Here is a 25716-nt window from a genome sequence, read left to right as displayed (position 1 = left end):
GCGCCGGCGATCTCATCCACTGGTCGCGCGACGATGCCGCGCCTGACCGACCTCCTCCGCCCTGCCGCCGACGCCTCCGTCTTCTCCAACCATGGCCGCGGCTTCGCAGGTTCGGTCGACCGCACCGTCGTGCTGCTCGCCACCCTCGCCGGTCTCGCCTGTCCGCAAGGACCTGTCCTTTGGTACAAGTCCCTCCTGCTCGCCTTCGCCGCCGTCGGCGGCCTCGTGCTGCTCGGCGCCGGCGCAGCCACTCTGTTCGCCGTCGGTCGCGGCCAGCGGATCCAAGGCCCGCGGCGGCGCTCGCCGCTGATCGGCCGCAGCGCCGGTGACACCGCCCTGGCCGCCTGGATCGCCGCCTGCTTCGCCGCCTGGCCGATGGCTCGCGCCGACGCCGGTGAGCCGATCGGCCTGGTGTGGTCGCTGGCCGAGGCCGGCGGCCTGTCGGCCGTCGTCTGGCAGACCTTGCTCGGCGTCCTGGTCCTCGACGCCTGGCTGTACTGGAAGCACCGCCTGCTGCACACCCGCCTCCTCTTCCCGTTCCACCGCGGCCACCACGTCTACCGCGATCCCACCCCGTTCGCCGGCTTCGCCGTCGGCCCGGTCGAATCGGTCATGACCTTCTGGCCGATCCTCCTGGTCGCGTTCCCGTGGGCCACCCACTTCGGCCCGACCTACGTCGCTCTGGTCGTGGGATTCGTCCTGCTCAACTATTATTTGCACTGCGGCGTCACCTTCCGCGCATTGGAGGCGACGCTGCCGCGCCTGTTCGTCAACACCTCGGCGTTTCACAACCGCCACCACGCCAACGCCGAGGTCAACTTCGGCGAGGCGTTGACGCTGTGGGACCACATCTGTCGCACGCGGGCCGAGGACCGGCGGCGTTGAGCCGTCGCTCCCGGGCAGCCGCACCGTAATAGCGACAGCAGGACCGGGGGCCGCGGGCGGCAGCCGCGGCGAGCGCCGGTCGCCGCGCCGCGGCTGCCCGTCTGGGTCCGCTTCCGATATCCTCCCGGCGCATGACGCCGCAGCACGAACCCGGCCAGGCCCGTCCGTTCCGCGTGATGAAGTTCGGCGGCAGCTCGGTCGGCGCCGCCGATCGCCTGTTCCAGGCCCTCGATCTCATCGCCCGCGAGCGCGACAACGGCCCGGTCGCCGTCGTCGTCTCGGCCATGGCCGACACCACCGACCGCTTGATCGCCGCAGTCGACGCGGCCGCGGCCGGCCTGCCCGGCGACCCGCACGTCGACGCCATCGAGGCGCTCGTCGTCAACGTCGCGCGTGACCTCACGGACAGGCTCGATCGCGCAGGTCTCTTGCGACATGTCCCCGAGGACCTGTCCCTCGGGATCGCCGAGCTGATGCGCCCGCTGCGGCAGCTCCTGCTCGGCGTCGGCCTCGTGCGCGAGCGGACCCTGCAGACCCGCGACCTCGCGCTGTCGTTCGGCGAGCGGGCCAGCGTCCTGGTCGTGCGCACCTTGCTGGCCGCGCGGGGCGTCCCGGCCGTCGGCGTCGACGCGCGCGACTGGACCGTCACCGACGACCGCTTCGGCCAGGCCACCCCCGATTTGGGCGCCTCCGCGCTGCAGCTCGGCGCCTTGTCGGCCGCGTGGAGCGGCGCAGTCAGCGTGCACACCGGCTTCCTCGGCCGCACCCGCGACGGCCGCACCACCACCCTCGGGCGCAACGGCTCCGACTACACCGCCGCCTTGCTGGCCCAGATCCTCGGCGCCGCCGAGCTGCAGATCTGGACCGACGTCTCCGGGGTCATGACCGCCGACCCCGAGCTGGTGCTCGAGGCCTACCCGGTCGCGCACCTCAGCCAGGCCGAGGCGCTCGAGCTCGGCGACCTCGGCATGATCCTCCACCCGCGCACCATGGCCCCGCTGATCGAGGCCCAGATCCCGCTGCGCGTCCGCAACACCGCCCGCCCCGACGATCCGGGCACCCTCATCGACGCCGTCGGCGCCCGCGACGAGCGGCGCCCGGTGTGCGTCGTCTCGACCGAGGACCTCGCGCTCCTCGACCTCGAGACGCGGCGGCGCCTCGGTCACGAGCGGATCGGCGAGCGAGCCCTGCGCGCCCTGGCCAACGCCGGCGTGCCAGTGTGGGTCGCCACCTCCGCCCCGCGCGACCGCGCCGTCGCAGTCGCAGTCGCCCGCAGCGACGCTGCGCGGGCCGAGGCCGCCCTCGCCGCCGAGTTCGGGCGCAACCCCGACGGCGAGCCGATCGAGCTCGCCCCGATCCGCGTGCGCGAGCCAGTCACCCTGCTCACCCTCGTCGGCGAGGCCATGGGCCGCACCCCCAACGTCGCCGGCCGGTTCTTCGGCGCTCTCGGCCAGATCGGCGTGCTCGTCCGCGCCAGTTCCCAGGGGGCCGGCGAGCGCTCGATCTCCGCGGTCATCGACGGCGAAGACACCGCCACCGCAGTGCGCACCGTCCACGCCGCCTTCAACCTCGCCGCCCAGGAGGTCAACCTCCTCGTCCTCGGCAAGGGCACCGTCGGCCGCGAACTCCTCTACCAGCTCGCAGCCCAGCAGCAGGCCCTGGCCGGCAACCAGGACGTCCTGATCAAGCTCGCCGGCCTCGCCGACAGCCGGCGCGCAGTCTTCGACCCCGCCGGCATCCCGCTCGCGCGCTGGGACGCTCGCCTGCAGGAATCACATGTCCCTCCGGACATCCCCGCCCTCCTCGATCGCCTGCGCCGGCTGCCCGTCCCGATCCTCGTCGACTGCACCGCCGAGGACACCACCGCCGTCTACGAGGCCGCCCTCGCGCGCGGCATCCACGTCGTCAGCGCCAACAAGCGCCCCCTCGCCGCTACCTGGCCCATAAGACAGGGCCTCATGGACATGGCCCGAGAGCGGCACCGACGGTGGGAGTACGAGACCACCGTCGGCGCCAGCCTCCCCGTCATCGACACCCTCAAGGGCCTCGTGCGCACCGGCGACACCATCCTACGCATCGAGGGCAGCTTCTCCGGCACCCTCGGCTACCTCGCCGGCGAGCTGTCGCGCGGCGTCCCGCTGTCGCACGCGGTCCGCGACGCCCGCGCGCGCGGCTACACCGAGCCGCACCCGCGCGACGACCTGTCCGGCCTCGACGTCGCGCGCAAGGCCCTGATCCTCGCGCGCGAGCTCGGCATGCAGCTCGACCTCGACGCAGTCGCCATCGAGCCGTTCGCCCCCTCGGAGGCGCTCGGCCACGACGACCTCGAGCGGTTCTTCCTCGCCCTCGCCGAGCACGACGACGCCGTCGCCGCCCGCATCGAGCGCATGCGCCAGGCCGGCCGCGTCCTCCGCTACCTCGCCCAGATCGACCCGTCGGCCCCCGCCGGCGCCCCGGCCGTGCGCGTCGGCCCCGTCGAGGTCGAGCCCGATCACCCGGCCGCGCGCCTGCGCGGCACCGAGGCCTTCGTCGCCTTCACCACCGATCGCCACCGCGCCTACCCGCTGCTCGTCCAGGGCGCGGGGGCCGGCGGCGCAGTCACGGCCGCCGGCGTGCTCACCGACATCCTCAAGATCGCCATGTCGCTGCGTGGGCGCTGATGGCCAACCTCGGTTACATCCAGGTCGTCCGCCACTGCAACCACTTCTGCGGGTTCTGCAGCAACCCCGCCACCCCCTACGTCCACACCCTCGAGTCGATGCAGGCGCTGGTCGACGACCTCGTCGCCCGCGACTACTTCGGCGTCATCCTCACCGGCGGCGAGCCGACCCTCCACCCCGAGCTGCCCGCGATCGCCGCCTACGCCAGCGGCCGCGGCCTCGACGTCCGCCTGATCACCAACGGCACGCGCCTCGCCGATCCTGCCTTCGCGCGCGCCCTCGCCGACGCCGGCGTGCGGCGCGTTCACGTCTCGATCTACTCCGTCGTCCCCGAGATCGAGGCCCGCCTGCGCGGCGCCCCCGGCACCCTCGAAAAGGCCTTCGCCGCCCTCGAGCGCGCCCACGAGGTCGGCATCGACGTCCACGTCAACTGCGTCATCAACCGCCTCAACGCCGATCACCTCGATCGCAACATCCGCCACTTCCTCGCCCACCACCCGTACGTCCGCCACTTCGTGTGGAACAACCTCGACCCCTCGATGGGCCGGGCCGAGGTCAACCAGGCCGAGTTCGTCCCGCGGCTCGAGCAGTTCGAGCTCTCGCTCGCGCGGGCGATGCGGCTGCTGCACGCCAGCGGCCGCACCTTCCGCGTCGAAAAAGTCCCGCTGTGTTACATGGGCGAGTTCGCGTGGGCCAGCACCGAGACGCGCAAGATCGTCAAGGGCGAGGAGCGCGTCGTCCACTTCCTCGACGACAAGCAGACCGTGCGTCAGACCGCCTGGGGCCACCTCTACGCCCCCGCGTGCGGCGTCTGCCGCCTGCGCCCGATCTGCGGCGGCCTGTTCGATCGCGGCGCCGCCTACGATCCCGCCGAGCTCGCGCCGCAGTTCGTCGACCCCGAGCCGGTCGTGCGCGCCATCCTCGACGACCCCAGCGACCCCACCGTCTCCGACCGCAGCCTGTCCTCCTGGCGCGAGGAGTTCCGCCGCCACGGCGCCGCCCGCACCGCCGTCTCGGCCGAGCCCGCCGCCGCGCCGCCGCGCGCCCCGGACGGCCCGGCGGTCGGCCAGATCACCGTCGAGGGCGTGCGCCTCTACCAGGCCCGTCGCCGCGCCGAGGCGCGCAAGGCCGACGCCCTCGGCGTGCGCCAGGAGCCCGGCCGCGACGACGACGGCGCCTGACCTCTCGCACATGGTGATTCGGACATGGCCATGAAAGCATGGCCCAATGCCCATGCATTTCAGGCCATGTCCATAAAAGCATGTCCCAAGACTCCCGCACCTCAGCCGAGCACGCGCCGGCGCCGGCGCGGCCGCAGCAGCCCGAGCCCGACCAGCATCAGCGCCCCGAGCGGGCTCGGCGTCGTGCTGTCGCACGCGCACCCGTGATCGACCAGCTCGCCTTGCCCGCCGGAGGCCGGCCCTTCGCTGCCCTCGCTGCCCTCGCTGCCCTCGCTGCCGTCCGAGCCCTCGCTGTCCGGCCCGCCGCTCGTCGGCCCCTCGGTCGGGTCGCCGCTGGTGTCGCTCGTCGTCGCCTCGCCCGCGGGCCACGGCGTGCATTGCGACGGGTCCCACTGGTCATTCTCGACCGCGCAGGTGTAGGCCTCCGCGGCGCATTGGGCCGCCAGGGCCGCCGACGGATCGACCGCGTGGTCGCCGAGCTGCGCCGCCATGTCGGCCCCATGACATGTCTCTTCGGACAGGACCGTCTCGCCGGTGGCGATGTTGCGCAGCCGCGCCGCCACGCAGAACGGCTTCGAGTCGCTGAAGTTCAGCGAGCTGTAGAACTGCGGCTGAATCGGCTGCCCGTCGACCACAAGCTCGCGCACCACCAGCGCGTCGGTCGAGGGCGGCAGATCGACCTCGACGCTGACCTGCACATGCAGCCTGCCGAACCCGCGCTGCGCCGCGCAGAAGCCCTCGCTCCACTCGACGTACGTGCCGGAGCCGCCGCAGTCGAACGCGTAGCTGTAGGGGAACGCCCCGTCGCAGCACACGAAGTCCTCGAGGTCCTCGCTCTCGGAGACGAGCAGGTTCTCCACGATCGAGGCCTTCGGCGCGCTCAGCGGCGCGGACGGATCGGCCTCGACCGTGAAGCCGAAGGCGAGCTCGAGCAGGTCCGGCGCGCAGCCTTCGTAGTAAGGGACGTCGGGGTTGTCGAGGCTGCCCAGGACGTTGAATTCCCCCGGCTCGAGGGGTTCGGCGGGTCGCCACAGCAGCACGTCGCGCACTCCGGAGGCCTCGACCGCGCCCGCGATCGGCTGGCCGTCGCGCGTCACGGTCAGGTCGACCTTGTCGAGCCAGTCCTCCTCGGGGATGGAGCCGTGACGCACGCCCTGCAGCAGCAGCACGCCGTCGGTCGGGATCGAGGTGCTCACCACCTCGAGCGAGCTCCAGCCGTCGACGTAGGAGCAGTAGTCCGGCGAACACGCCTCGGCCTCGCTCGGAACCAGGGCCGCGCCGGCCAGCGCGAGGGACATCGCTTTGATCGCTGCAGAATTGGAAGCCATGGCGGGGACTCTTGCACGTCACGTGCCACGGGCCGCGGAGGCGTGCGCCCGACCTCACCGGCCGGTCTGGCCCGTCGGGAACACCGGCAACGCCACGACGCCGGTGTCAGGCCATGACCGCTCGGTCCGGCGATCCGCCCCGGGGACCTCCTCTCGCCTACCGGGAACCGGCGAGCGGGCCACGCCCACGCCGAGCCCGGGAGAGCGCGACGGTAGCGAGCGCTCCGATTCACATGCACGAAAAGCCATGTCCATGAGGACATGGCCTTTCATCCCTGCGCCAAACGACCTGTCCCTGCGAACCGGGCCTTTCGTTCCTGTATGAACGACCCGGTCAGCCGGCGCCGACGGCTCAACCGCGCCGGGCCCGGCGGCGCAGCGGCAGCAGCCCCGCCAGCAGCAGCAGCCACGAGGCCCGCGGCCCGTCCTCGGTGCGGCAGTTGCAGCCGTCCTCGCCCTCGCCGCCGTCGTCGCCCGTCAGGCCGCTGGCCCCGGTCGCGCCGGTGACCCCGGTCCCTCCGCTCGGATCTGCCGGCCCGGTGTCGTCGCCCTCCGAGGTCCCGGCGCTGGTGGTCGGCGCGGGCCCGTCGGTCGTGTCGTCACCGCCGCTGGTGTCGTCGCCGGAGGTGCCCGGCTCGCCCGTGGTCGTCCCCTCCGCGGGCGCCACCGTGACGGTGAGCGTCTGGCTGTCGCCGTTGCCGTACGCGTCCATCACCTCGATCTTGAAGGTGTACGTGCCGGCCGGCGGCTTGGTCAGCTGGATGAAGTCCCACGGGTCGTCGATCGGGCGCCACGCCGCGTACTTGTCGTTGCACACGTCGTTGGTGCAGCGCGAGTAGCCGGTCTCGGCGAAGTCGGGCGGCAGGCCCTCGAGCCAGCTCCACTTGACCCCGAGCATGTTGTTGTCGTCGGTCACGTCGGCGGTCACGAGGAACGACTCGCCGACGGTGAACGTCGTGCCGTCGGCCGGCGACACGCTGAGGATCTCCGGCGCCACGGTGTCGGCCGCGCGCGCTCCGAACACCCCGAGCAGCTCGCCGTGCGAGTTCTGCTGCTCGCCCTGGCCTTCCGGACAGTAGAGCTCGTGGACGTACGTGCACTGCGTGACCCCGCTGCCGGTCGCGTGCGAGATGTCCATGCAATCGTCGCGGAACGAGCTGCCGCCGGCGACGAACGGATACATCAGGTCCTGCTGCACGTCGGTGTGCTCGAGGCCCCAGTTGTGCGCCGTCTCCTGCGCCGCCACCTCGGCGGTCACGCCGACGCAGCTGTCGGGGAACGACAGCGACACGTGGTTGCGCTTGGCCCCGTCGCAGGCGACGTTGGCGATCCCGCACACGCCGTTGCCCTGGCCGGCGTTCTGCGACGTCCCGCCGATCACCGCCATCGTGTACGGCAGGTAGTCGGGCGGGCGGTTGGTCGTGATCACCAGGTTGAACGGCTCGTAGTAGTTCTGCAGCTTCTGCATCACCACGGCCTTGGTGTTCTCGCCGCCGGGCGGCTTCGGGAACACCGTCTCCTTGCCGACCAGCGGCGAGCAATTGAGCGCCGCGTTGGCCGTCTGCGGGTGGAACCCGTTGCACTTGGGCCGCAACGTGATCCCGTCCATCGCCAGGTAGAGGATCCCCGCCGTCGGTTCATGATCGAGCGCGGGCAGCGGCAAGCCCTGTTGGTCGAGCAAGCTCAGGGCCAGGCTCTCGCCGTCGTAGACCAGGTTGCCGTCGCGCAGCGGGGCCACCAGGGTCGGGTCGTAGCCCTCGCCGAACAGCGATTCCAAGTGGCTGCGCGGCCCGTCCGCGGGCGCCAGGGCCCACGGCGTGTCGGCCGAAAGCGGCGCTCCGGGCACGATACGAGGCAGCGGCGCCGCGGCCGCGTCCTCCAGCGACAGCGACGCGACCGCGATCGACAAACCAGCGACGAAAGTCAACATGGTCCCACGCTACCCGCGGCGGACGCGGCCGTAAAGCCCCGTCTGGGCCGTCTTTGGCCCGCGCGCCCGCGCCTTGACGCGGCGACTTCTCACCGCGATCGCGGGCGGGTACCCTGTCGCCACGACCGGCGCTCCGCAGCCGCAGCGCCTCGGGCCACCCCAGTGACAGCCGCCGATCCCCACGTCTCGCCCGCCGTCCTGGTCGTCACCCGCGACCCGGCCCTCTTCGACGACCTCCACAGCTTGCTCCGCGCCCGCGGCCGCCCCGTCGTGCATGTCACCGATCTCACGACCGGCTACGACCGCGCGCGGATCGGCCTCACGATCCTCGACACCTGCGACCTCGTCGGCGTGGAAGAGGCGCTCGCCCAGCTGCCGCGGCCGATCCTCGCCCTCACCGACGACGACGGGCGCGCCGAGGTCCTCGTCGGCGCCGGCGCCAGCGACTTCGCGGTCCTCCCGTGCAGCCGCGCCGTCCTGTCGGCCCGGATCTCCGCCGCGCTCAAGCTGCGCGAGCGCGTCGTACCTGCGCTTTCGGACAGCCAGAGCTCGCTCCAGGCCCTGCTCGCCAACCTCCCCGGCGTCGTCTACCGCTGCGCCAACGATCCCGAGTGGTCGATGCAGTTCATCAGCGAGGGCTGCTACGACCTCACCGGCTACGCCCCCGACGAGTTCATCTCCGGCCGCGTCCAGCTGATCGGGCTCGTGCATCACGAGGACCGCGACCGTATGCGCGAGCAGGTCCAGCAGGCCCTGAGCGACCGCCGCCCGTTCCGCGTCACCTACCGCCTGCACACCGCCTCCGGCGCCTGCAAGTGGCTGTGGGCCCAGGGTCAGGGCGTGCTCGACGCTGCCGGCCAGCCGACCGCGATCGAGGGCGTCATCACCGACCTGTCCGAGCTGCGCCAGACCAAGCTCGAGCTCGAGGAGCGCGAGATCCTGCTCGAGACCCTGCTCGCAGTCACCGAGACCGCCTACATCCTGTGCGACGAGCACGGCGCCGTCGACTACGCCAACCTGGCCGCGCAGACATGGCTCAAGTTACCTGACAGCCGCCTCGTCGGCGCCCGCTTCGCCGACCTCCTGACCGGCCTGCCCAACGAGCTGCGCGAGGCCGTCGGCCGCGGCCGCGACTCGATCTTCACCGTCGACCACCAGGGCGGCGACTTCGAGGCTTACCACCTCGTCATGCGCAACGTGCAGATCAGCGGCCGGCCGCACACCGCCTACGCCTTCAAGCGCCTGACCCGCGAGCTCGCGCGCCAGGAGGTCGAGGTGTGGAAGAAGGTCATCCGCCTGATCGCCCACGAGATCAACAACACCCTCGCGCCGATCTCGTCCCTGCTCCACTCCGCCCGCCTGATCAACGCCGCCGAGGCCCGCGACGCCCGCCTCGACCGCATCATCGACACCATCTCCGAGCGCAGCAAGCACCTCGGCGAGTTCCTCAAGGGCTACACCCAATTCGCCCGCCTGCCCCGCCCGCGGCTCGAGAGCACCAAGTGGCGCAGCCTCATCGACCGCCTCGACGAGCTGGTCCAGTTCAAGATCGACGCCGCGCCCGAGGACCTCAACACCGTCAACGCGGTCGACCGCAGCCAGATCGAGCAGGCCCTCATCAACCTGCTGAAGAACGCGGTCGAGGCCGGCGGTCCGCCCGAGGAGGTCACGCTCCGCCTCCGCGCCCACCGCGAGGGCGACGAGATCCAGGTCCTCGACCGCGGCCCCGGCATCCCGCCCGAGCTGCTGCCCAAGGTGTTGCTGCCGTTCTACTCGACCAAGCGCACCGGCACCGGCCTCGGCCTGCCCCTGTGCCGCGAGATCATCGACGCCCACGGCGGCAACCTCCGCATCGAGGCCCGCGAGGGCGGCGGCACCGCAGTCATCCTGTGGCTGCCCCGCCTCGCCGCCGCCTGACCTTCGGAGCATGCGCGAAGGGACATGCTCGCGCGAGCATGTCCCTTCGTTTTCGTCCTCACGGACGTGTCTGTTCAGACATGTCCGCTGGCGCAGGCACTAGAGGTTCGACTGGATCTCGGTGAACAGCCGCTTCCACAGCTCGCGCTCGCCCTCCGGCCCCTCGAGCACCCACACCTTGTCGCCGCTGACGTCGCGCTCGCCCATGTAGACCTTGGGATCCGCGGTGACCGAGGTGCTAGCCCCGTCGCTCGACTCGAGGCGGAGATAGTACTGACGCGTGAAGTCGATCGCCTGCGCCGAGTAGTTCCCGCCCACCGCCATCGCGCGGATGAACTTCCGCTCCGTCTTGATGATGCCCTTCTCCTCGTTCGTCACCGCGATGGGATAGCCGAGCGTCTTGAGGGCGCCGAGCGTGGCGGCAAACACCTCTGCGGGCGGGGCCGTAAAGGTATACGTGCCATGGGTCTGGACCTCCTCGGGGGTAATGACCGAGGCCCGGCTACCCGCGCAGCCTGTGAGGAACGGAGCCCCGGCCAGGGACAGCGTGACGAGGAAGGAACCTACGAGATTACGAATCATCACGCCGGACGGTATCACCCGCTCCGACCGGCGCCAACAATCCGCCCCGCCTCAGAACCCGATCTTGCGCATCACGAAGCGCGGCAGCCAGCGGATCACCAGCATCACCCAGCGCCAGATCGACGGCGTGTACACGACCGGCAGCCCGCCGTCGATCGCCCGCAGCACCTGCTGAGCGACGGCTTCGGGCTCCCCGGCGAACGGCGGCGGCTTCAGGCCGGCAGTCATCCCCGTCTTCACGAACCCCGGCTTGACCGTCACCGTACGCAGCCCCTGGGCGCGGAACTTGTGGTCGAGCCCCTCGAGGTAGCGCGACAGCCCGGCCTTGGCCGCCCCGTAGAGCACGACAGGCTTGCGCCCGCGCTCGCCGGCCACCGACGAGAACACGCACAGCGTCCCGCCGCCGCGGGCCAGCAGGCGCTTGCGGGCGTGCTCGCAGAACACCACCGTGCCGGTGAAGTCGACCGCCAGCACCTGCTCTGCCAGCGCCACGTCGGCCTCCATCGCGTCCTGCGTGGCGAACAGCCCCGCGGTCACCACCACCGTGTCGAACCCGCCGAGCTCCGCCTCGGCCGCGTCGAGCGCCGCCGCGAAGGTCGCCGACGACGCCAGGTCGCACGCGTGCGTCCCGACCGGCGCATGTTGCGGGTGACGGGCCGCCAGGTCGGCCGCGCTGCGCTGCAGCTCCTCGCCTTCACGCCCGAGCAGGAACAGCCGATCGCCGCGCTCGACCATGCGTCGCGCCAGCGCGCGGCCCATCCCCTTGGTGGCTCCGAGGAACACCACTCGCATGCCCGGGGAGGCTCGCAGGTGCCGCGCACGCGCGCAAGGGCTTGCGTTCCGGCCCGCCCGCGCTAGGTGGGAAGGTCGTGAAGATCGCAGTCTGCGCCGACGAGACCTACCCCGTCCATGCCGCGCTCCTGCGGCTCCTCGAGATCCACGGCCACACCCCGGTGCGCTTCGGCGCCTTCACCGGCGGCGATGTCTCGTGGCCCGAGGCGGCCGAGGCCGCTGCGGAGGCCGTGGCCGCCGGCACGTGCGACGAGGGGATCTTCCTCTGTTGGACCGGCACGGGCACCTGCATCGCCGCCAACAAGGTCGCCACGATCCGCGCCGCCCTGTGCACCGACGCCACCACCGCCGCCGCGGCGCGGGTGTGGAACCACGCCAACGTGCTGTGCCTGTCGCACCGCCTGCTCACCGACGACCTCGCCGACGAGATCCTGCGCGCCTGGTTCACCACCGACCCCGGCGACCGCGGCCGCGAGGGCGTCGCCCGCCTCGCCGCCGTCGACCGCCGCCACCGCCGTTGAACATGTCGCAAGCGCCATATCGCAAGCGCCATGTCGCAGGCGCCATGTCCTACGCGCCATGTACTTTTGAACACGTGGGAATGTCCCCGACGACATGCCCTTCACGACATGCTCCGAGCACCATGCCCGATCCGACATGCCCGCCAGGACATGCCCGCCGGGCCAGCCTCACGGCGGGTCGCCGAACATGCGCACCGACTGCGCCGAGCGGATCGTCCGCTCGGGGTCGATGCGGTCGCGCACGGCCAGGAATTGCGGCAGGCGCGGGTCCATGGCCGCGTAGTGCTCCGGGCGGGTGAACGCGTCCTTCGACAGGTAGATGCGCCCGCCCTCGGCGATCACCAGCTCGTTGAGCGCGTCGATTAGCTTCTGGGTGTCGTCGCGGACGGCGAAGTCGACCGCGATCGAGATCCCCGGCCGGAGGAAGCTGAGCATACCCTGCCCCTCGGCGGCCGCGTCCTTGATCACGCACAGGAACGAGGCCCCGCCGCGGCGCGTCAGCAGGTCGAGGAAGCGGCGGGCAGCGCCGCGCCCGGCCTCGTCGGGCAGCACGCACTGATACTGCGTGAAGCCGCGGCGGCCGTAGATCCGGTTCCACCGCAGGATCGCGTCGAGCGGGTAGAAGAAGCTGTCGGGGTGGCACAGCTTCTTCTTCACCCGCGGCACGTGGCGCCAGTACCACATGGTGTTGAACGCCTGCGTGGTCAGCTTCCAGCGCAGCACCCACTCGGGGAACATGAACGGCAGCGTCAGCCGGCGCGTGACCGGCAGCGGCCGCCCGCCCGTCTCCTCCGGCGTGGCCCAGCGGCCGCGATCGAGCAGCCCGCGGCCCATGTGCTTGCCGCGCGACAGGCAGTCGATCCACCCGACGGTGAACGGCCAGGTCTTGCCCGCCTCCTTGAGGCCGTCGATGAACTGGTCGATGTCGTCGACCCGCTCGGACTCGCTCCAAATCCACGGCGACGGGATCGCCTGTGTCTGGCACTCGACCTCGAGGATGTGACCCGTCAGACCCATCCCGCCGATCGTGGCCCAAAACAGCTCGGGGTCGCGCTCGGGTGAACATTCGACCAGCTCACCGGAGGGCACGCGCATGCGCAGCGAGCGGACGTGACGCGAGCCGAAGCAGCCGTGACTGTGGTGCCCCTTGCCGTGCACGTCGGAGGCCACCATGCCGCCGAGAGTCACGAATTGTGTGCCCGGCGTGGAGCCGATGAACCACCCGCGGCGCAGGAACAGGCGGTTGAACTCCCACAGCGAGAAGCCCGCTTCCGCGCGAAGCAGCCCCGTGCGCCCGTCCCAGTGGAGGATTCGATCGGCCAGGCGCGTTCCCACCACTTCGCGGCGCGACGGCGGCGGCAGCGACGAGTCGCCGTAGGAGCGGCCCAGCCCGCGGCTCAGGACCGCGTCCGACGTCGCGCGCTCGAGGTCTTCGCTCAGCACCTCGTGCCCGGGCACTGCGAGGTTGCCCCATCCCGCCACTGTCGGCTCGTCGCGGTCGCTCACGCGCTCGCAGTGTAGAGCAGCGTTCGCCGGTCCGCTATGCTCGCGCCGTGTCCGTCGGCAGCAGCGCCAAGATCACCATCGTCAGCGGCTCCAGCCGGATCGAGAGCCGCGTCGGCGCCGTCGTCGGCATCGCCGCCGAGACCGTCGCGGCCGCCGGCGCCACCGTCGAGGTCGTCCCCCTCCACGAGCTCGCCCTCCCCGTCATGGTCTATGGCGACCGCAGCCAGGACGACCTGCCGGGGGTGCAGATGATCCGCCGCCACGCCGCGTGGGCCGACGGCTTCGTCATCTGCACGCCCGAGTACCACGGCAACATGTCGGGCTGCCTGAAGAACTGGTTCGACTTCCTCTACGAGGAGCTCGCCGGCAAGTTCGCGGGCGTCCTCGCGGTCACCGGCGGCGGCGGCGGCGACATGTCGATCACCGCGGTGAAGACCAGCTTCGCCTGGTGCCACGGCTTCACCCTGCCGTACCACGTGGCCGCGCGGACCGTCGACTTCGACGCCGCCGGCAACCTCGTCAACAACCTCGTCGCCGACCGGATCCGCCGGGTCGCCTACGACGTCGTCCGCTACGCCCCGGTCGTGCGCGGCGCCTTCGAAGCGGCCCGCCGCCTCGGCCCCGGCGTCGAGGCCGGCGTCGCCGGCGCCCACACGTAGCCGCGAACCGGGCTCGTCCCGGGCCCCGCATCGCCACGATCTCGCCGTGAGGCCCGTGTCTCAACTCTCGCGGCCGCGCTCGTGACCGCGCGGCCGCGTGATATCGTGCCCGGCGTCATGACCACGCCCATCGAAGGCGCCCCTGCCGGGCTCGTCGTCGCCGACGAGCAGGCCGCCGCCGTCCACTTCCTCGTCGACGAGGAGCTCTACCCGCTCCCCGCGATCTACGGCGCCGCCTACGTCTTCATCGATCGCTGTTATGTCTTTTTGGACAGGCCCGAGCCCGCGCGCGTGCGCGTCGTCCTGACCGTCAAGGCGGGCGCGGCCGCGCCCGAGGCCCTGCGCGCGCTGATCGGCGAGTTCGCCAACGAGCTGCTGTCCTGCGCCTTCCGCCACCAGATCGCCCAGGACAACCGCGTCCTCATCGAGACCGCCACCATGCAGGCGCTGGCCGGCGCCATGGGCCAGCCGAGCCTCGACGACCTCGCCAAGTTCGACTTCAGCGACCAGGGCTTCGACGACCCGCTCGGGATCGCCATGTCGTGGGAGGAGAAGCACGGCCGCAAGTCGCCCAAGTCCGAGAGCGAGGGCGCGCCGTGAGCGACGTCCACGAGCTCCGCTTCTCCCGCCAGCTCTACAGCGGCGAGGCCGTCGACCAGGCCGTCAAGGCGTTCGCCCGCTTCGCCGCCTTCGACCTCGAGCAGACCGACGACCACTGGGTCGTGCGCATGCGCCCGACCAACCCCGACCTCGCCCGGCGCCTGCGCGGCGAGCTCGGCAACCACGCCCTCGGCCTCACCGTCCAGCGCGGAGGCGCCAAGTGAACCTGTCCCTTCAGCCAGCTCCCTCCCTCGTGCAGCTGCGCCCGCGCGCCGGCACCCAGGCCTACTTCCGCTGGCGCGCCGTCGGCGACCGCGTCCTCGTCACCAACCTCGAGGGCAACTGGCTGCTGCTGACCGCCCCCGAGTTCGCCCAGTTCGTCGAGGGACATGTCCCCGAGGACAGCGACCTCCACGCCCGCCTCAAGGCCGGCAACTTCCTGCGCGCCCACTACGACGTGCGCGCCGCGGCCGAGCGGATCCGGGCCCGCAAGAGCTTCCTCGCCGGCGGCCCCAACCTGCACATCCTCGTCGTCACCCTGCGCTGCAACGAGACCTGCGTCTACTGCCACGCCTCGCGGGCCAACATGGACCAGGTCCATACGGACATGACCCGTGAGACAGCGGAGCGCGCGATCGACCTGGTGTTCCGCAGCCCGAGCCCGTTCGTCACCATCGAGTTCCAGGGCGGCGAGCCGCTCGTCAACTTCGACGTCGTCAAGCACGCCATCGAGTACGCGGTCGACCAGAACCGCGCCCACGGCAAGCGGCTGCAGTTCACGATGGTCTCGAACTTCGCCCTGCTCGACGACGCCAAGCTCGAGTACCTGATCGCCCACCGCGTCCAGCTGTGCACCAGCATCGACGGGCCGGAGAAGCTGCACAACGCCCAGCGCAAGCTGCCGACCCAGGACGCCCACCAGCGCGCGGTCCGCTGGATCAAGCGGATCAACGAGGCCTACGCCGCCGCCGGCCTCGACCCGACGCTCTACCACGTCGAGGCGCTGCTCACGACCACGCGCGAGACCTTGCCGCTGTGGAAGGAGGTCGTCGACACCTACGTCGGCCTCGGCTGCAAGGCGCTGTTCCTCCGCGCCATCGACCCGTTCGGCTTCGCCGACCGCACCCGCCAGCGCCTCGAGTACCCGCGCGGCGACTACATGCAGTACTACCGCCGCGCGGTCGACTACATGATCGAGCTCAACAAGCAGGGCGTGCAGATCCTCGAGCGCTACGCCAGCATCTTCCTCACCAAGATCCTGCGCGGCGAGGACCCCAACTTCCTCGACCTGCGCAGCCCCTCCGGCGCGGGCATCGGCGCGCTGGCCTACAACTACGACGGCCAGGTGTTCACCTGCGACGAGGGCCGCATGCTGCACGAGATGGGCGACGACACGTTCCACCTCGGCGACGTGCGCACCAGCAGCTTCCGCGAGCTGGTCGGCCACGAGACGGTGCGGGCGATGACCATCGCCTCCAACCTCGACGGCCAGCCCGACTGCCTCCACTGCACCTACCAGCCCTACTGCGGCACGATCCCCAGCTTCAACCACAAGAGCCAGGGCTCGATCTTCGGCCGCATGCGCGAGAGCAACGTCTGCGCGGTGCACAAGGGCATCCAGGACTACCTGTTCGAGAAGCTGGCCGAGGCCGACGCCGAGACCCTGGCGATCTTCGACCGCTGGACCACCGTCCGCAGCCGCGATCACTTCGTCCAGCCGGCGCCGTGAGGTCGGGCTGCGCTTTCGGATGCCTGTGCGGACATGCCCGATCGAGCATGCCCGAACGGGCATCCCCGGAGAGGCCCCTCGGGCCACGTCACTCGCCGCCATCGGCCCCCGGCCCGGCCCACTGCTGAAGCGCCTCTGCTACCCTCGGTCCCGTGACCCACGAGTCGACCGCGGAGACCTGCCTCGAGCGCTGGTGTGACGAGCTGCCGGGCCGCGCCGTCATCGACTACGTCCACGCGCTCGGGTGGACGTTCGGCGAGGTGGCGCTGGCTGTCGGCGACGTCGCGCTCGCGCGGGCGTGGGCGGGAGGGTTCCGCGTCGACAGCGTGTTCGCGCGGGCGACCGCGCTGAGCCGGCTCGCCGAGGCGGCGCGCGGGCGGCCGGAGCTCGTGTCCGCCGCACTGCGCGAGGGCTACGCCTGCGCCACGCACGAGAGCCACCTCGTCGAGCTGCTCCTCGTCGACGACTTTACCGATCCCGCCGTCGCCGCCGTCGCCCGCGAGCGTGTGTACGAGCGCCTGGGCGAGTTCGGAGGCACGGCCGACCTCGCGTGGTACCTCGTACGCGCGCGGCTGCCCGAGGCCGAGGAAGCCGCGCACCTGGCCACGCTCGCGCGCGTACTGCCGCACCGCAACGAGGCCAGCCGCTGCGCCATGGCGGCGGCGCTGCGCATCGTCCATGCGCGCCGGGGCGACCTCGCAGCCGCCGAGGCCGCCCGACAGCTCGTCGACCTACGCGGCCCCTTGCCGCTGTACGTGAGCCGGGCCGTGATCGCCAGCGCGGCCGCGGCGGGCGAGCTCGAAGCGATCGCACCGGAGCTCGACTTCTTCGTGCGGCGCGACGTCCTGGTCGCGCTGGTGCGCAGCGGCGACGTCGAGGCCGCGCTCGCTCGGTGGCCCGGCGAGAGCGTCGCCCGTGACGCTCTCGTCGCTCGCCTGGCGCCCGATCATCCGCGCGCCGCCGAGTGGCGCGCGCGGGCCGAAGCAGGCGCGGCCGAGCTCGACGAGCAGTACGCCCTGGGCCTCATCACCAGCTTCGAGGTGTACGAGGCGCGTCTCGAGCTGATCGCACTGCGCGGCGCACATGACCGCTCACGAGCCCGCGCCGAGCTCCTGACCCTCGCCGCCTCGATCGCCGCCGATCACGCCGCGGTGCTGCAGAAGGAGCGGCAGTTCCTCACCGACGTCCAGGCCGGGACCCGCACTCTCGAGCCGGAGATCGACGAGAAATGGTTCACGCCCCGCGGCGAGCGGGCCCTCGCGCGCGCGCTGGACGAGTGGTGCGCCGCGCCCGACATGGCGACGCGGTTCGGGATCGGTCGCCGCGGGGTGAGGATCTTTCACGCCGCTACGGCCTTCGCCCGCCGCGGCGACGTCGCCCGCGCGGAGGCGCTGATGGAGCGCGCCTTCGTCGGCGAGGAGGCGCTCGTCTCGCTGATCGAGGCCGTCCAGCCCGGCCTCGTGCCGGCCTACCTCGCCACCGACCGGATCGAGACCGCGCTGGCGCTCGCCCAGTTCGCACCCATGCGGTCCGACGCGCTCGCGCCCCTCCTCGTCGAGCTGGCCGAGTTCGGGCACCTGGCCGAGGCGCTGGCGCTGCTGGAGCCCGCGCTCGAGCGAGCCAGCGGCGTCGGCGACCTCGTGAACCTGGCCCCCGCCGTCCTCGCGGTCGCGGACGACCGCTCCGCCGCCGCCGCCGAGATGGTCGACGCGCTCGACCGCGCCGACGCGGTCCGCGTCCACCACGCGTTTACGAGCTTCGAGGCGCCGTTCCCCGCTTGAGCGCGGCGAGCAGGCCGTCCCGACCGCGGATGTCGGAAACGACATGGCGACGCGAACATGTTCTCCGGGACATGGCGTGAGGAGCATGCTCGAAGGTCCATGTCCTCAAGGGCACGGGCAACAAGGCTCTCCGCGCCTCACTCGCACAGCGGCGCGAGCTCCGTGCACACGGGCTGGCCGAGGTCGTCGTTGCACTCCCACACCCCGCCCTCGCAGCAGCTCGCGCCCTCGACGCAGGGCGGGTCCGGCTCGGTCCCTGGCACGCAGCACGCCTCGCTCTGGCACAGATCGCCGGGCGCCGCGCACGTCGACTGACCTCCGTCGTCGTTGCAGGCCCACGCCCCGTCCTCGCAGCAGCTCGCGCCCTCGAAGCACGGCGGCTTCGCAGCCGGATCGCAGCACGCCGGCGGGCACACCTCGCCCGGCGCGTCGCACTCGGCGCACGACCACTTGCCGCCGGCGCAGCAGGCCGCGTCGGCGCAGTCCGGTCGCATCGGCGCCAGGCAGCAGCCGAGCTCGCCGACGGTCTCGCCGGGCGTCTCGTCGGGCCCGGTGCTGAAGACCGCCGTGGTCGACCCGGTCGTCGTGCTCGTCGACGTCGTGACCCCCGTCGTCGCCCCGGACGTGGTCGTCTCCGAGGTCGTGCTGGCCTCGCCGGTGGTCGGGCTCGCGTCGGTCGTCGTACCCGTGCCGGTCGTCGTGCTTGTGCCCGTCGTCGTGCTCGTGCCCGTCGTGCTGCCCGAGGCGGTCGTCTTGCCGTCGCCGCCGCAGCTCGCCAGCGCCAGCGCCAGCGCCAGCGCCGGAGTTCGAAGGAGACACGCGTGCATACACCCACTTCGCACGCCGCGCTGCCCCGCGCAAGTCCGCCGCCGAATACCGTCCCGACCTGTCCCCCAGGCCAGATGACCCTCACGCCGGCCTCGCGCTCGCGGGCGCCAGCGGCCGCACCGCCAGCGTCAGCGCCAGGCCGACCAGCAGCGCCACCGCCATGATCTGCAGCGTCGACGCGTACAGCTCGACCCGCGAGCCGCCGGGCGGCAGCGCCTTGAGCTGGGACTCGCGGATCGACGTGATGAGGATAGGCCCGGCCACGCCCGCGGCGCTCCAGGCGGTCAAGATCACCCCGTGGACCGCGCCGACGTTGCGGGCGCCGAACATGTCGGCCAAAAACGCCGGGATGGTGGCGAAGCCGCCGCCGTACATCGTGAAGATCACCACCACCGCGAGCTGGAACAGCTGCCACTGCCCGCCGGCGGCCAGCTGCGGGATCGTCACGAACAGCGCCGCCTGGACCGCGAAGAAGATCGAGAACACCGCGCGCCGGCCGATCCGATCCGACAGCGACGCCCAGAAGATGCGGCCGAACGCGTTGAAGCCGGCGATCACCGACACCATCGCGGCCGCCTGCTCGGGTGTCCTTTGGAACATGTCCTGCATCATCGGCGACGCCTGGGCCAGGATCGAGATGCCGGCGCTGATGTTGATGAACAGCATGCCCCACAGCAGCCAGAACTGGCGCGTGCGCACCGCCATCGGCATCGTCAGCTCCGGCTCGCCGCCGAGCTGGATGGCCTTTGGGACATATCCCTCCGGGCGCCAGCCGTCGGGCGGGCGAGCCAGCGCCCGCGCCGCGCCCATCATCACGAAGAAGTACACGGCCGCGAGGATCCACAGCGTCGACGCCACCCCGACCGACTGGATCAGCCGCTCCTTCACCGGCGCGGCGATCAGCGCCCCACCGCCGAAGCCGAGCACCGCCATCCCCGTCGCCAGCCCGCGCCGGTCGGGGAACCATTTCACCAGCGCGCTGACCGGTGACACGTACGCTAGCCCCAGCCCGGCGCCGCCTACCACTCCGTAGCCGACGAACAGCAGCCACAACCAGCCGAGCCACACCCCGAGCCCGCCGAGCGCCAGGCCGCCGGCGAACAGGCACGCCGCCAGAGTCGCCGCGCGCTTCGGGCCATGTCTCTCGAGCCAGGTGCCGCCGAACGCCGCCGACAGCCCGAGCAGCGCGATGGCGATCGAGAAAGTGTACGCCGCCGCCCCCTTCGGCCACGCCGGGTGCAGCGCCTCGATCGGTTTATTAAAGACGCTCCAGGCGTAGACCGAGCCGACACACAGATGGATCGCCACGGCGGCGGGCGGGATCGTCCAGCGGCTGCGCACGCCTCCACGATGCCAGATCGGCGGCGCGTCGGCACCGCCGCCCGTCGCCGCTTGCCTCGTCGGCGTTCGCGTCGCCCGCGGGGACACCCGCGCGTGGATCGCCGCGCTCAGCCGACGACCACCGTCAGCGTCACCGACTCGAGAGTGCCCTTGTCGGCGAACGCCGAGTCGCCGGCGCAGAAGCGCCAGGTGCCCTCGGACGGCTCGCCGACGAAGTCGCCGAAGTCCTCGCCGGGCCCGGCGCCAGGGCTCGGCGCGTACTCGCAGACCCCGTCGTCGCGGCATACCGCCTGGTCGATGCCGATCGTGTGGCCCATCAACTCGGCGTCGGTGCCGTCGTCGCGGAACGCCACCGGCCACACCGGATCGATGTCCGAGTTCTCGGTGCTGTCGGACATCCCGTCGTCGGCCGCCTCCGCGCCGCCGGGCAGGCTCAGGAGCGTCAGCACCGTGCCCTTCGGGCTCCACAGCTTGAACACCAGGTCGCCGACGTGCGGGTGGTCGGCCCCGATCTTCATCCGCACGTCGTGGACCACCCCCACCTTGGCGATCGCCAGATCGACGCACACCATCGAGGCCTGGCTGCCGTCGTAGAGGTCGCTCGGGATCATCAACGCGAGGCCTTCGAGCACCACCTCGGTGTCCTCGCCCTGGCTCTCGAACTGACACTCGGGGTCGCAGCCGTCGCCCGGCGCGAGGTTGCCGTCGTCGCACTGCTCGACGTCGTCGCGCACCAGACCGTCGCCGCAGGCCGCCAGCTCGCAGCCCGCGGTGCAGGCGGCGTCGTCGGCGTTGGCGGCCCCGAGGTCGCACTCCTCCTCGCCCTCGACGATGCCGTTGCCGCACATGTCCGAAGGACCAGGCCCGGTCGAGGTCGACGTCGCCTCGGTCGTCGTCGGCGCGACGGCCGTCGTGTCGCCGGTGGTCGGGTCGCTCGCGGTCGTCGGCCCGTCCGTCTCGTCGCCCGCGGTCGTCCCATCGCCCGTGCTCGTGCTCGTGCTCGCCGACGTCGCCCCGCTCGCCGACATGCCGACAGTCAGCCCAGTGTCGGCCGGATCGCCGCCGCAGGCCGGCAACAACGACAGGAACGCCACGAAGCTCCGCACGTGCATGCCGCGGCCTATGGCACAGCCGCGCGCGCGTGCCAAGCGTGCCTGTCCGCGCTCGTGACAACCTTCACGCCCGACGACGAGGCGCTTGCCGCCGCCACCTCTCCCTGCGGCCCCGTCGACGTCACGCTCGCTCGCGGCTGACGGGGAAGCTTTCCGAAAGGACAGGTGCCGCTCGCGGTTCGCCGTCGCTCAGCGCCGGGGCGTGATCCGGAAGCACTTGTGGATCTTCGGGCTGCGCGCGAAGTCCTTGGGGATCGTCGACGCCGACAGGTCCTCGATGTCGAGGTCGGCCAGGCGCTCCTGGTCGAGGCGGAAGCGGCGGTAGTTGGTCGAGAAGATCAACACACCGTCGCGCTCGAGCAGGCGCACCGCCCCGCGGATCAGCTCCACGTGGTCGCGCTGCACGTCGAGCACGCCCTCCATCTTCTTCGAGTTGGAGAACGTCGGCGGGTCGAGGAAGATGGCCCCGTAGCGGCGCAGCTCGCGGGCCATGAACTCGCGGCACTCGGCCTCGACCACGCGATGCTGCGGCCCGCGCAGCCCGTTGAGCTCGAGGTTGCGGCGGGCCCACGCGCAGTACGTGCTCGACAGGTCGACCGACGTCGTCGACAGCGCGCCTGCCTTGCCGGCGTAGACCGACGCCGAGGCGGTGTACGCGAACAGGTTGAGGAACCGCTTGCCGCGGGCGGTCTGGCCGACCAGCGCGCGGGTGTCGCGATGGTCGAGGAACAGCCCGGTGTCGAGGTAATCGGTGAGGTTGACGAGGAAGCGACCCGGCCCCTCGCGCACCTCGAGCATGTCGCCCGCGTCGTCGCGACGGCCGTACTGCCCGCCGCCCTTGGCCCGCTCGCGACGCTTGCACACCACCTGCGTCGCCGGGATCTCGAGCGCGTCCGGGATCACGCGCAGCGCCTCGCGCAGGCGCGCCGCGGCCCGCACCGGATCGATCTCGGCCGGCGCCGCGTACTCCTGGACCATGGCCCAGTCGCGGTAGAGGTCGACCGCAATCGCGTACTCGGGGATGTCGGAGTCGTAGAGCCGGTAGGCCTCGAGCCCGTGACGCGCTGCCCAGCTGCCGAGCTGCTTGCGGTTCTTCCGCAGCCGGTTGAACAGCGCCTCGCCGCCCTCGCTGCGGGTGAACTTGCGCGGCGGCGGGGCCTCGCGCGGCACGTCGAAGCGCAGCAGGTTGACGGCGATCGCCCCATTGTAGAGCACGTGGCGCCGCTCGGCCCGCAGGCCGATCGCGTGCCCGAGCTCGAGGTCGGGCGCCAGGATCGCCGCCTTCCACCCGCCGAAGTGATCGCGCAGCCGCTCGCCCAGCAGCTCGTAGAGCGCCGGCATGTCGGCGCGGACCCCGAGCCGCTCGCCGTAGGGCGGGTTGGTGGCGACCAGCCCCATGGCCTCTCGTTCCTGTCCCGAAGGACCTGTCTCCGGGGCCACGAGCTCCGCGAGCTCGCGCCGCTCGACGCGGATCCGCCCGCCGAGCCCGGCCCGCGCCGCGTTGGCGACCGCCGCCTTGACCGCCGCCGCGTCGCCGTCGTAGCCGAAGATCGGCGGCACCTTGCTGATCCCGATCGCCGCGCGCGCGCGCGCCTCGGTCAGCAGCTCGGTCCACAGCGCCGGCTGGTGGCCGCGCCAGCCGAGCAGACCGAAGTACTCGCGCCCGAGCCCGGGCGCGCGGTCGCAGGCCATGTGCGCCGCCTCGATCAGCAGCGTGCCCGAGCCGCACATCGGGTCGACCAGCGGCGCGCCCGCGGCCGCCAGCGCCGGCCAGCCCGCGCGCATCAGCATCCCCGCCGCCAGGTTCTCCTTGATCGGCGCCTCGGCCCCTTCTTCGCGGTAGCCGCGGCGGTGCAGGCCCTCGCCGGCGAGGTCGATCGAGATCACTGCCTCGTCGTGGGATGTCTCTTGGAACATGCCCTTGATGCCAGATGACGCCGGCTTGCGCAGGTGGACGCTGACCCGCACGTCCGGGCGCTTCACCGCGACGTCGGGGCGGATCCCGGCCTTGGCGTTGAACTGGTCGACGATCGCGTCCTTGACCCGCTGCGCGCCGAAGCGGGTGTGGACGATCGCCGCGTTGGCGCCGGTGAAGTCGACCGCCATCGTCCCGCGCGCCGACATGTGCTGGCGCCAGTCGACCCTCTGCACCGTCGTGTACAGCTCGTCGGCGTCGCGTGCCGGCCCGACGCCGACCTCGAGCAGTACTCGTCCGGCCAGCCGCGACCACAGGCACGCGCGGTAGCCGACGACCAGCGGCCCGCGGAAGTACACGCCGGCCGGCTGGAGCCGGATCGCCGTCGCACCGAGCGCGCGAAGCTCGTCGGCGAGCAGCTCGAGGAGGCCTTGCGGGGCGCTGGCGAAGAAGTTGTGCTCGTTCACGTGGCGCCCGGGCTATAGCGACTTTCGCGCGCGCACGCGAGTCCGCCGGTGCGTGCGTCGACTTGCGCCGGGCGTGCGAGCTGACCTCACGGACATCCAGCGCGGTGCGCTATCTGCGACGTGGGCCTCGCTCACGCCGGTCTGCGGCGCCGACGGGCGCCGGCGAGCGCGAGCAGGGCCCACAGACCTGGCGCCAGGCCGCCCTGCGCCGCGCCGCCGATCCGGCAGCCGTCGTCCTGGCCGTAGCCCGGCGGCAGCGCGCCGCCGCTGGCCGGGCCGGTCGCTTCGCCGCCGGTCGACGACGGCTCGCCGCCGCTGCCGGGGATCCCGTCGGTGGTCGGCACCTCGTTGCCGGTCTCGTCCCCGCCCGTCCCCGTGCCGCCCCCCGTGCCCCCGGTGGTCCCGCCCTCGACCGGGCACAGCGGATCGGACGGATCGCCGTCCGGCGGGCACTGCGGATCGTCGAGCATGTACACCGCCGAACCTGTCCCCTGGACCAGGAACGGCGCCGGCCACACATCTGTCCCTTGGGGCATGGCCATCAGGTCAGCCGCCTGGATCGTCTGCGCGGTCGCGGCGTCGAACTGCCACGCCGCCGCCACCTCGGCGCTGGCGATCCGGCGGCGGAAGCCGACGTCGACCAGCCACAGCGTCGGGTCGCCGGCGACCTGGACCAGCGCCGGCGCGCCGGCGATCGCCTGCCACTCGGGGATCGCGTTCAGCGTCGCGTCGTCGACCTTGGCCATCTGCCACAGCGTCGACAGCGACCACGCCTCCAGCGCCGCCGGATCGGGCACGTGGCGGCGCACCCCTGGCGGCAGCTCCGGCGGCGCGCAGGCGAATTGCAGCGGACTGCCGTCGAGCTGCGTCGGCTCGTCGCCGCCGAGGTCGACCCCGTACACGTAGACCGGGTGCGACGCGCCGTCGAGCAGACTGCGCGGGAGCCCCAGCGACAGCCCGTGCGCACACGAGCCCAGCACCTGGCACAGGTCGTCGCGGTGCTGGTCCGCCTTCACCGTCACCTCGATCGCGTTGGGATCGCCGTGCGGCGCCATGAAGCTGACGATCGCGTCGACCGGCGTGTCCTTCTGATCCGGGTCCCACGCCCAGCCCTGGACCCCCGCCGCGCAGTCGGCCGCGTCGAGCGTGCCCTCGGCCGGCGTGTTCGGCGGCACCACGCACGCTCCTTGCGCCTGCAAGATCTCGATGTCGTCGCCGTAGTAGAAGCGGAGGATGTCGGCGACCTTGTAGCCCTTCGTGTTCTCGAGGCAGCGCGCGCCCCACTGGGACATGCAGCCGCGGTTCTGCCCGTAGCCGCTCGAGTTGAGGTCCTCGGGGAACACGAACCCGAGCTCGGTCTGGTCGACGTCGTAGACCGTGTTGCCCTCGTTGAAGGTCACCCACTTCTCGGTCGCCGACGCCGTCCCGTTGTCGGTGTCGATGCAGCTCGCCGGCTGCTGGCTGTCGCCCGCGACGTAGAAGGCGTACGTCAGCCAGTCGTTGTACGACAGGTACTGCCCGGCAGTCGCCGCCACCGCGTCGTACGCGACCTGCTTCGGCTCGGTCCCGCAGCCGTACACCTGGCAGCCCTGGCCGTCGCAGATCTGGCCGTCGTTGGCCATCGCGTAGTAGGCCACCGAGCGGGCCGCGATCGCCTGGGCCTTGAGCGCCTCGAGGTTGGCCCCGCCGTTCTCGCAGGTGATCACGTGCGGCAGGTAGTCGGTCTCGGTCGCGCGCGACACCCCCTCGACCACGATGTTGCAGTAGGCCTGGCCGATCGGCGTCGGCACGGCCGCCAGCGGCTCGGGCAGCGGCGAGCCCTTGTCCTTCGTGGGCGCCATGCCGCGCGGCGCGCCTGGCTGTTCCGACAGGTCCGAAAGGCCATCCAGGACCTCGGTCCGCGCCACCTCCCCGTCCGGCTGCGCGGGATCACAGGCCGAGAGCGACAGCAGCACGACGAACGGGGCGCGGGTCATGACAGA

20 protein-coding genes are annotated in these 25716 nt (G+C 71.9%); 10 read left to right on the top strand and 10 right to left on the bottom strand.

Annotated elements, in window-relative coordinates; genetic code table 11:
- Positions 1-33: 33 nt before the first annotated feature.
- From OV090_RS26830 to OV090_RS26820, 3 genes are all read left to right on the top strand, one after another.
- Entirely contained in the window at positions 34-885 is an 852-nt protein-coding gene (locus OV090_RS26830; protein ID WP_267707466.1) for a sterol desaturase family protein, read from the top strand.
- 131 nt (positions 886-1016) lie between these two features.
- Positions 1017-3545, top strand: a complete 2529-nt coding sequence (locus tag OV090_RS26825) for an aspartate kinase (RefSeq protein WP_267707465.1) — start codon at positions 1017-1019, stop codon at positions 3543-3545.
- Positions 3545-4726, top strand: a complete 1182-nt coding sequence (locus OV090_RS26820; protein WP_267707464.1) for a radical SAM protein — start codon at positions 3545-3547, stop codon at positions 4724-4726. Before OV090_RS26825 ends, OV090_RS26820 begins: the two co-directional genes overlap by 1 nt.
- 101 nt (positions 4727-4827) lie before the next feature.
- On the opposite strand, the gene OV090_RS26815 is transcribed toward OV090_RS26820, so the two are convergent.
- Together OV090_RS26815 and OV090_RS26810 are read right to left on the bottom strand one after the other, a co-directional pair.
- Positions 4828-6054, bottom strand: coding sequence for an MYXO-CTERM sorting domain-containing protein (locus OV090_RS26815; protein WP_267707463.1), 1227 nt, complete (start codon positions 6052-6054; stop codon positions 4828-4830).
- A gap of 352 nt (positions 6055-6406) precedes the next feature.
- Positions 6407-7984 (bottom strand): MYXO-CTERM sorting domain-containing protein, encoded by a 1578-nt coding sequence (locus OV090_RS26810; protein WP_267707462.1) that lies wholly within the window; start codon positions 7982-7984, stop codon positions 6407-6409.
- 162 nt (positions 7985-8146) lie between these two features.
- On the opposite strand from OV090_RS26810, the gene OV090_RS26805 reads away from it, so the two are divergent.
- Positions 8147-9901 (top strand): ATP-binding protein, encoded by a 1755-nt coding sequence (locus OV090_RS26805; RefSeq protein WP_267707461.1) that lies wholly within the window; start codon positions 8147-8149, stop codon positions 9899-9901.
- 99 nt (positions 9902-10000) lie between these two features.
- On the opposite strand, the gene OV090_RS26800 is transcribed toward OV090_RS26805, so the two are convergent.
- Positions 10001-10483, bottom strand: a complete 483-nt coding sequence (locus OV090_RS26800; RefSeq protein WP_267707460.1) for a hypothetical protein — start codon at positions 10481-10483, stop codon at positions 10001-10003.
- 51 nt (positions 10484-10534) lie between these two features.
- The gene (locus OV090_RS26795; RefSeq protein ID WP_267707459.1) at positions 10535-11275 is read right to left on the bottom strand and encodes an SDR family NAD(P)-dependent oxidoreductase; all 741 of its coding nucleotides are present in this window, start codon (positions 11273-11275) and stop codon (positions 10535-10537) included.
- A 77-nt stretch (positions 11276-11352) separates the two neighbouring features.
- Between OV090_RS26795 and OV090_RS26790 the strand changes: the two genes are divergently transcribed.
- Positions 11353-11796 carry an RpiB/LacA/LacB family sugar-phosphate isomerase gene (locus OV090_RS26790; protein ID WP_267707458.1) on the top strand — a complete coding sequence of 148 codons (444 nt, stop codon included), beginning with the start codon at positions 11353-11355 and terminating at the stop codon, positions 11794-11796.
- Between the two features lie 168 nt (positions 11797-11964).
- Here OV090_RS26790 and OV090_RS26785 read toward each other — a convergent pair whose 3' ends face one another.
- On the bottom strand, positions 11965-13302 hold the full coding sequence (locus tag OV090_RS26785) for an FAD-binding oxidoreductase (RefSeq protein ID WP_267707457.1): 1338 nt from the start codon (positions 13300-13302) through the stop codon (positions 11965-11967).
- A gap of 47 nt (positions 13303-13349) precedes the next feature.
- Here OV090_RS26785 and OV090_RS26780 point away from each other — a divergent pair, with 47 nt between their 5' ends.
- From OV090_RS26780 to OV090_RS26760, 5 genes are all read left to right on the top strand, one after another.
- The gene (locus OV090_RS26780) at positions 13350-13961 is read left to right on the top strand and encodes an NADPH-dependent FMN reductase (protein ID WP_267707456.1); all 612 of its coding nucleotides are present in this window, start codon (positions 13350-13352) and stop codon (positions 13959-13961) included.
- Between the two features lie 117 nt (positions 13962-14078).
- Positions 14079-14561 carry a His-Xaa-Ser system protein HxsD gene (gene hxsD, locus OV090_RS26775; protein ID WP_267707455.1) on the top strand — a complete coding sequence of 161 codons (483 nt, stop codon included), beginning with the start codon at positions 14079-14081 and terminating at the stop codon, positions 14559-14561.
- A complete protein-coding gene (locus OV090_RS26770; protein WP_267707454.1) occupies positions 14558-14785 on the top strand; it encodes an HxsD-like protein in 228 nt (75 codons plus the stop codon). The genes hxsD and OV090_RS26770 overlap by 4 nt, the downstream gene beginning before the upstream one ends.
- Positions 14782-16290 carry a His-Xaa-Ser system radical SAM maturase HxsB gene (gene hxsB / locus OV090_RS26765; protein WP_267707453.1) on the top strand — a complete coding sequence of 503 codons (1509 nt, stop codon included), beginning with the start codon at positions 14782-14784 and terminating at the stop codon, positions 16288-16290. The genes OV090_RS26770 and hxsB overlap by 4 nt, the downstream gene beginning before the upstream one ends.
- A gap of 152 nt (positions 16291-16442) precedes the next feature.
- A complete protein-coding gene (locus tag OV090_RS26760) occupies positions 16443-18071 on the top strand; it encodes a hypothetical protein (RefSeq protein WP_267707452.1) in 1629 nt (542 codons plus the stop codon).
- A 137-nt stretch (positions 18072-18208) separates the two neighbouring features.
- Here OV090_RS26760 and OV090_RS26755 read toward each other — a convergent pair whose 3' ends face one another.
- From OV090_RS26755 to OV090_RS26735, 5 genes are all read right to left on the bottom strand, one after another.
- A complete protein-coding gene (locus tag OV090_RS26755; RefSeq protein ID WP_267707451.1) occupies positions 18209-18898 on the bottom strand; it encodes a hypothetical protein in 690 nt (229 codons plus the stop codon).
- An 82-nt stretch (positions 18899-18980) separates the two neighbouring features.
- Positions 18981-20240 carry an OFA family MFS transporter gene (locus OV090_RS26750; RefSeq protein WP_267707450.1) on the bottom strand — a complete coding sequence of 420 codons (1260 nt, stop codon included), beginning with the start codon at positions 20238-20240 and terminating at the stop codon, positions 18981-18983.
- Between the two features lie 107 nt (positions 20241-20347).
- A complete protein-coding gene (locus tag OV090_RS26745) occupies positions 20348-21352 on the bottom strand; it encodes a DUF4215 domain-containing protein (protein ID WP_267707449.1) in 1005 nt (334 codons plus the stop codon).
- Positions 21353-21541: 189 nt separating this feature from the next.
- Complete coding sequence (gene rlmKL, locus OV090_RS26740) at positions 21542-23734, bottom strand: bifunctional 23S rRNA (guanine(2069)-N(7))-methyltransferase RlmK/23S rRNA (guanine(2445)-N(2))-methyltransferase RlmL (protein WP_267707448.1); 2193 nt, start codon at positions 23732-23734, stop codon at positions 21542-21544.
- Positions 23735-23865: 131 nt separating this feature from the next.
- Positions 23866-25710 carry a SpoIID/LytB domain-containing protein gene (locus OV090_RS26735; RefSeq protein ID WP_267707447.1) on the bottom strand — a complete coding sequence of 615 codons (1845 nt, stop codon included), beginning with the start codon at positions 25708-25710 and terminating at the stop codon, positions 23866-23868.
- Between the last annotated feature and the right edge of the window lie 6 nt (positions 25711-25716).

The organism is Nannocystis sp. RBIL2, from assembly GCF_026626745.1.
GTDB lineage: Bacteria > Myxococcota_A > Polyangia > Nannocystales > Nannocystaceae > Nannocystis.
Note: the sequence above shows the minus strand (reverse complement) of the source record. Positions and strands in the feature narration are given on the sequence as shown.

Bases quoted from the DNA above. Each gene is read 5' to 3' on its own strand.
- OV090_RS26810 (WP_267707462.1), bottom strand. From the start codon at position 7,984: ATGTTGACTTTCGTCGCTGGTTTGTCGATCGCGGTCGCGTCGCTGTCG.
- hxsD (WP_267707455.1), top strand. From the start codon at position 14,079: ATGACCACGCCCATCGAAGGCGCCCCTGCCGGGCTCGTCGTCGCCGAC.
- OV090_RS26815 (WP_267707463.1), bottom strand. From the start codon at position 6,054: ATGGCTTCCAATTCTGCAGCGATCAAAGCGATGTCCCTCGCGCTGGCC.
- OV090_RS26830 (WP_267707466.1), top strand. From the start codon at position 34: ATGCCGCGCCTGACCGACCTCCTCCGCCCTGCCGCCGACGCCTCCGTC.
- OV090_RS26820 (WP_267707464.1), top strand. From the start codon at position 3,545: ATGGCCAACCTCGGTTACATCCAGGTCGTCCGCCACTGCAACCACTTC.
- OV090_RS26755 (WP_267707451.1), bottom strand. From the start codon at position 18,898: ATGCACGCGTGTCTCCTTCGAACTCCGGCGCTGGCGCTGGCGCTGGCG.
- OV090_RS26735 (WP_267707447.1), bottom strand. From the start codon at position 25,710: ATGACCCGCGCCCCGTTCGTCGTGCTGCTGTCGCTCTCGGCCTGTGAT.
- OV090_RS26825 (WP_267707465.1), top strand. From the start codon at position 1,017: ATGACGCCGCAGCACGAACCCGGCCAGGCCCGTCCGTTCCGCGTGATG.
- OV090_RS26800 (WP_267707460.1), bottom strand. From the start codon at position 10,483: ATGATTCGTAATCTCGTAGGTTCCTTCCTCGTCACGCTGTCCCTGGCC.
- OV090_RS26795 (WP_267707459.1), bottom strand. From the start codon at position 11,275: ATGCGAGTGGTGTTCCTCGGAGCCACCAAGGGGATGGGCCGCGCGCTG.
- OV090_RS26745 (WP_267707449.1), bottom strand. From the start codon at position 21,352: ATGCACGTGCGGAGCTTCGTGGCGTTCCTGTCGTTGTTGCCGGCCTGC.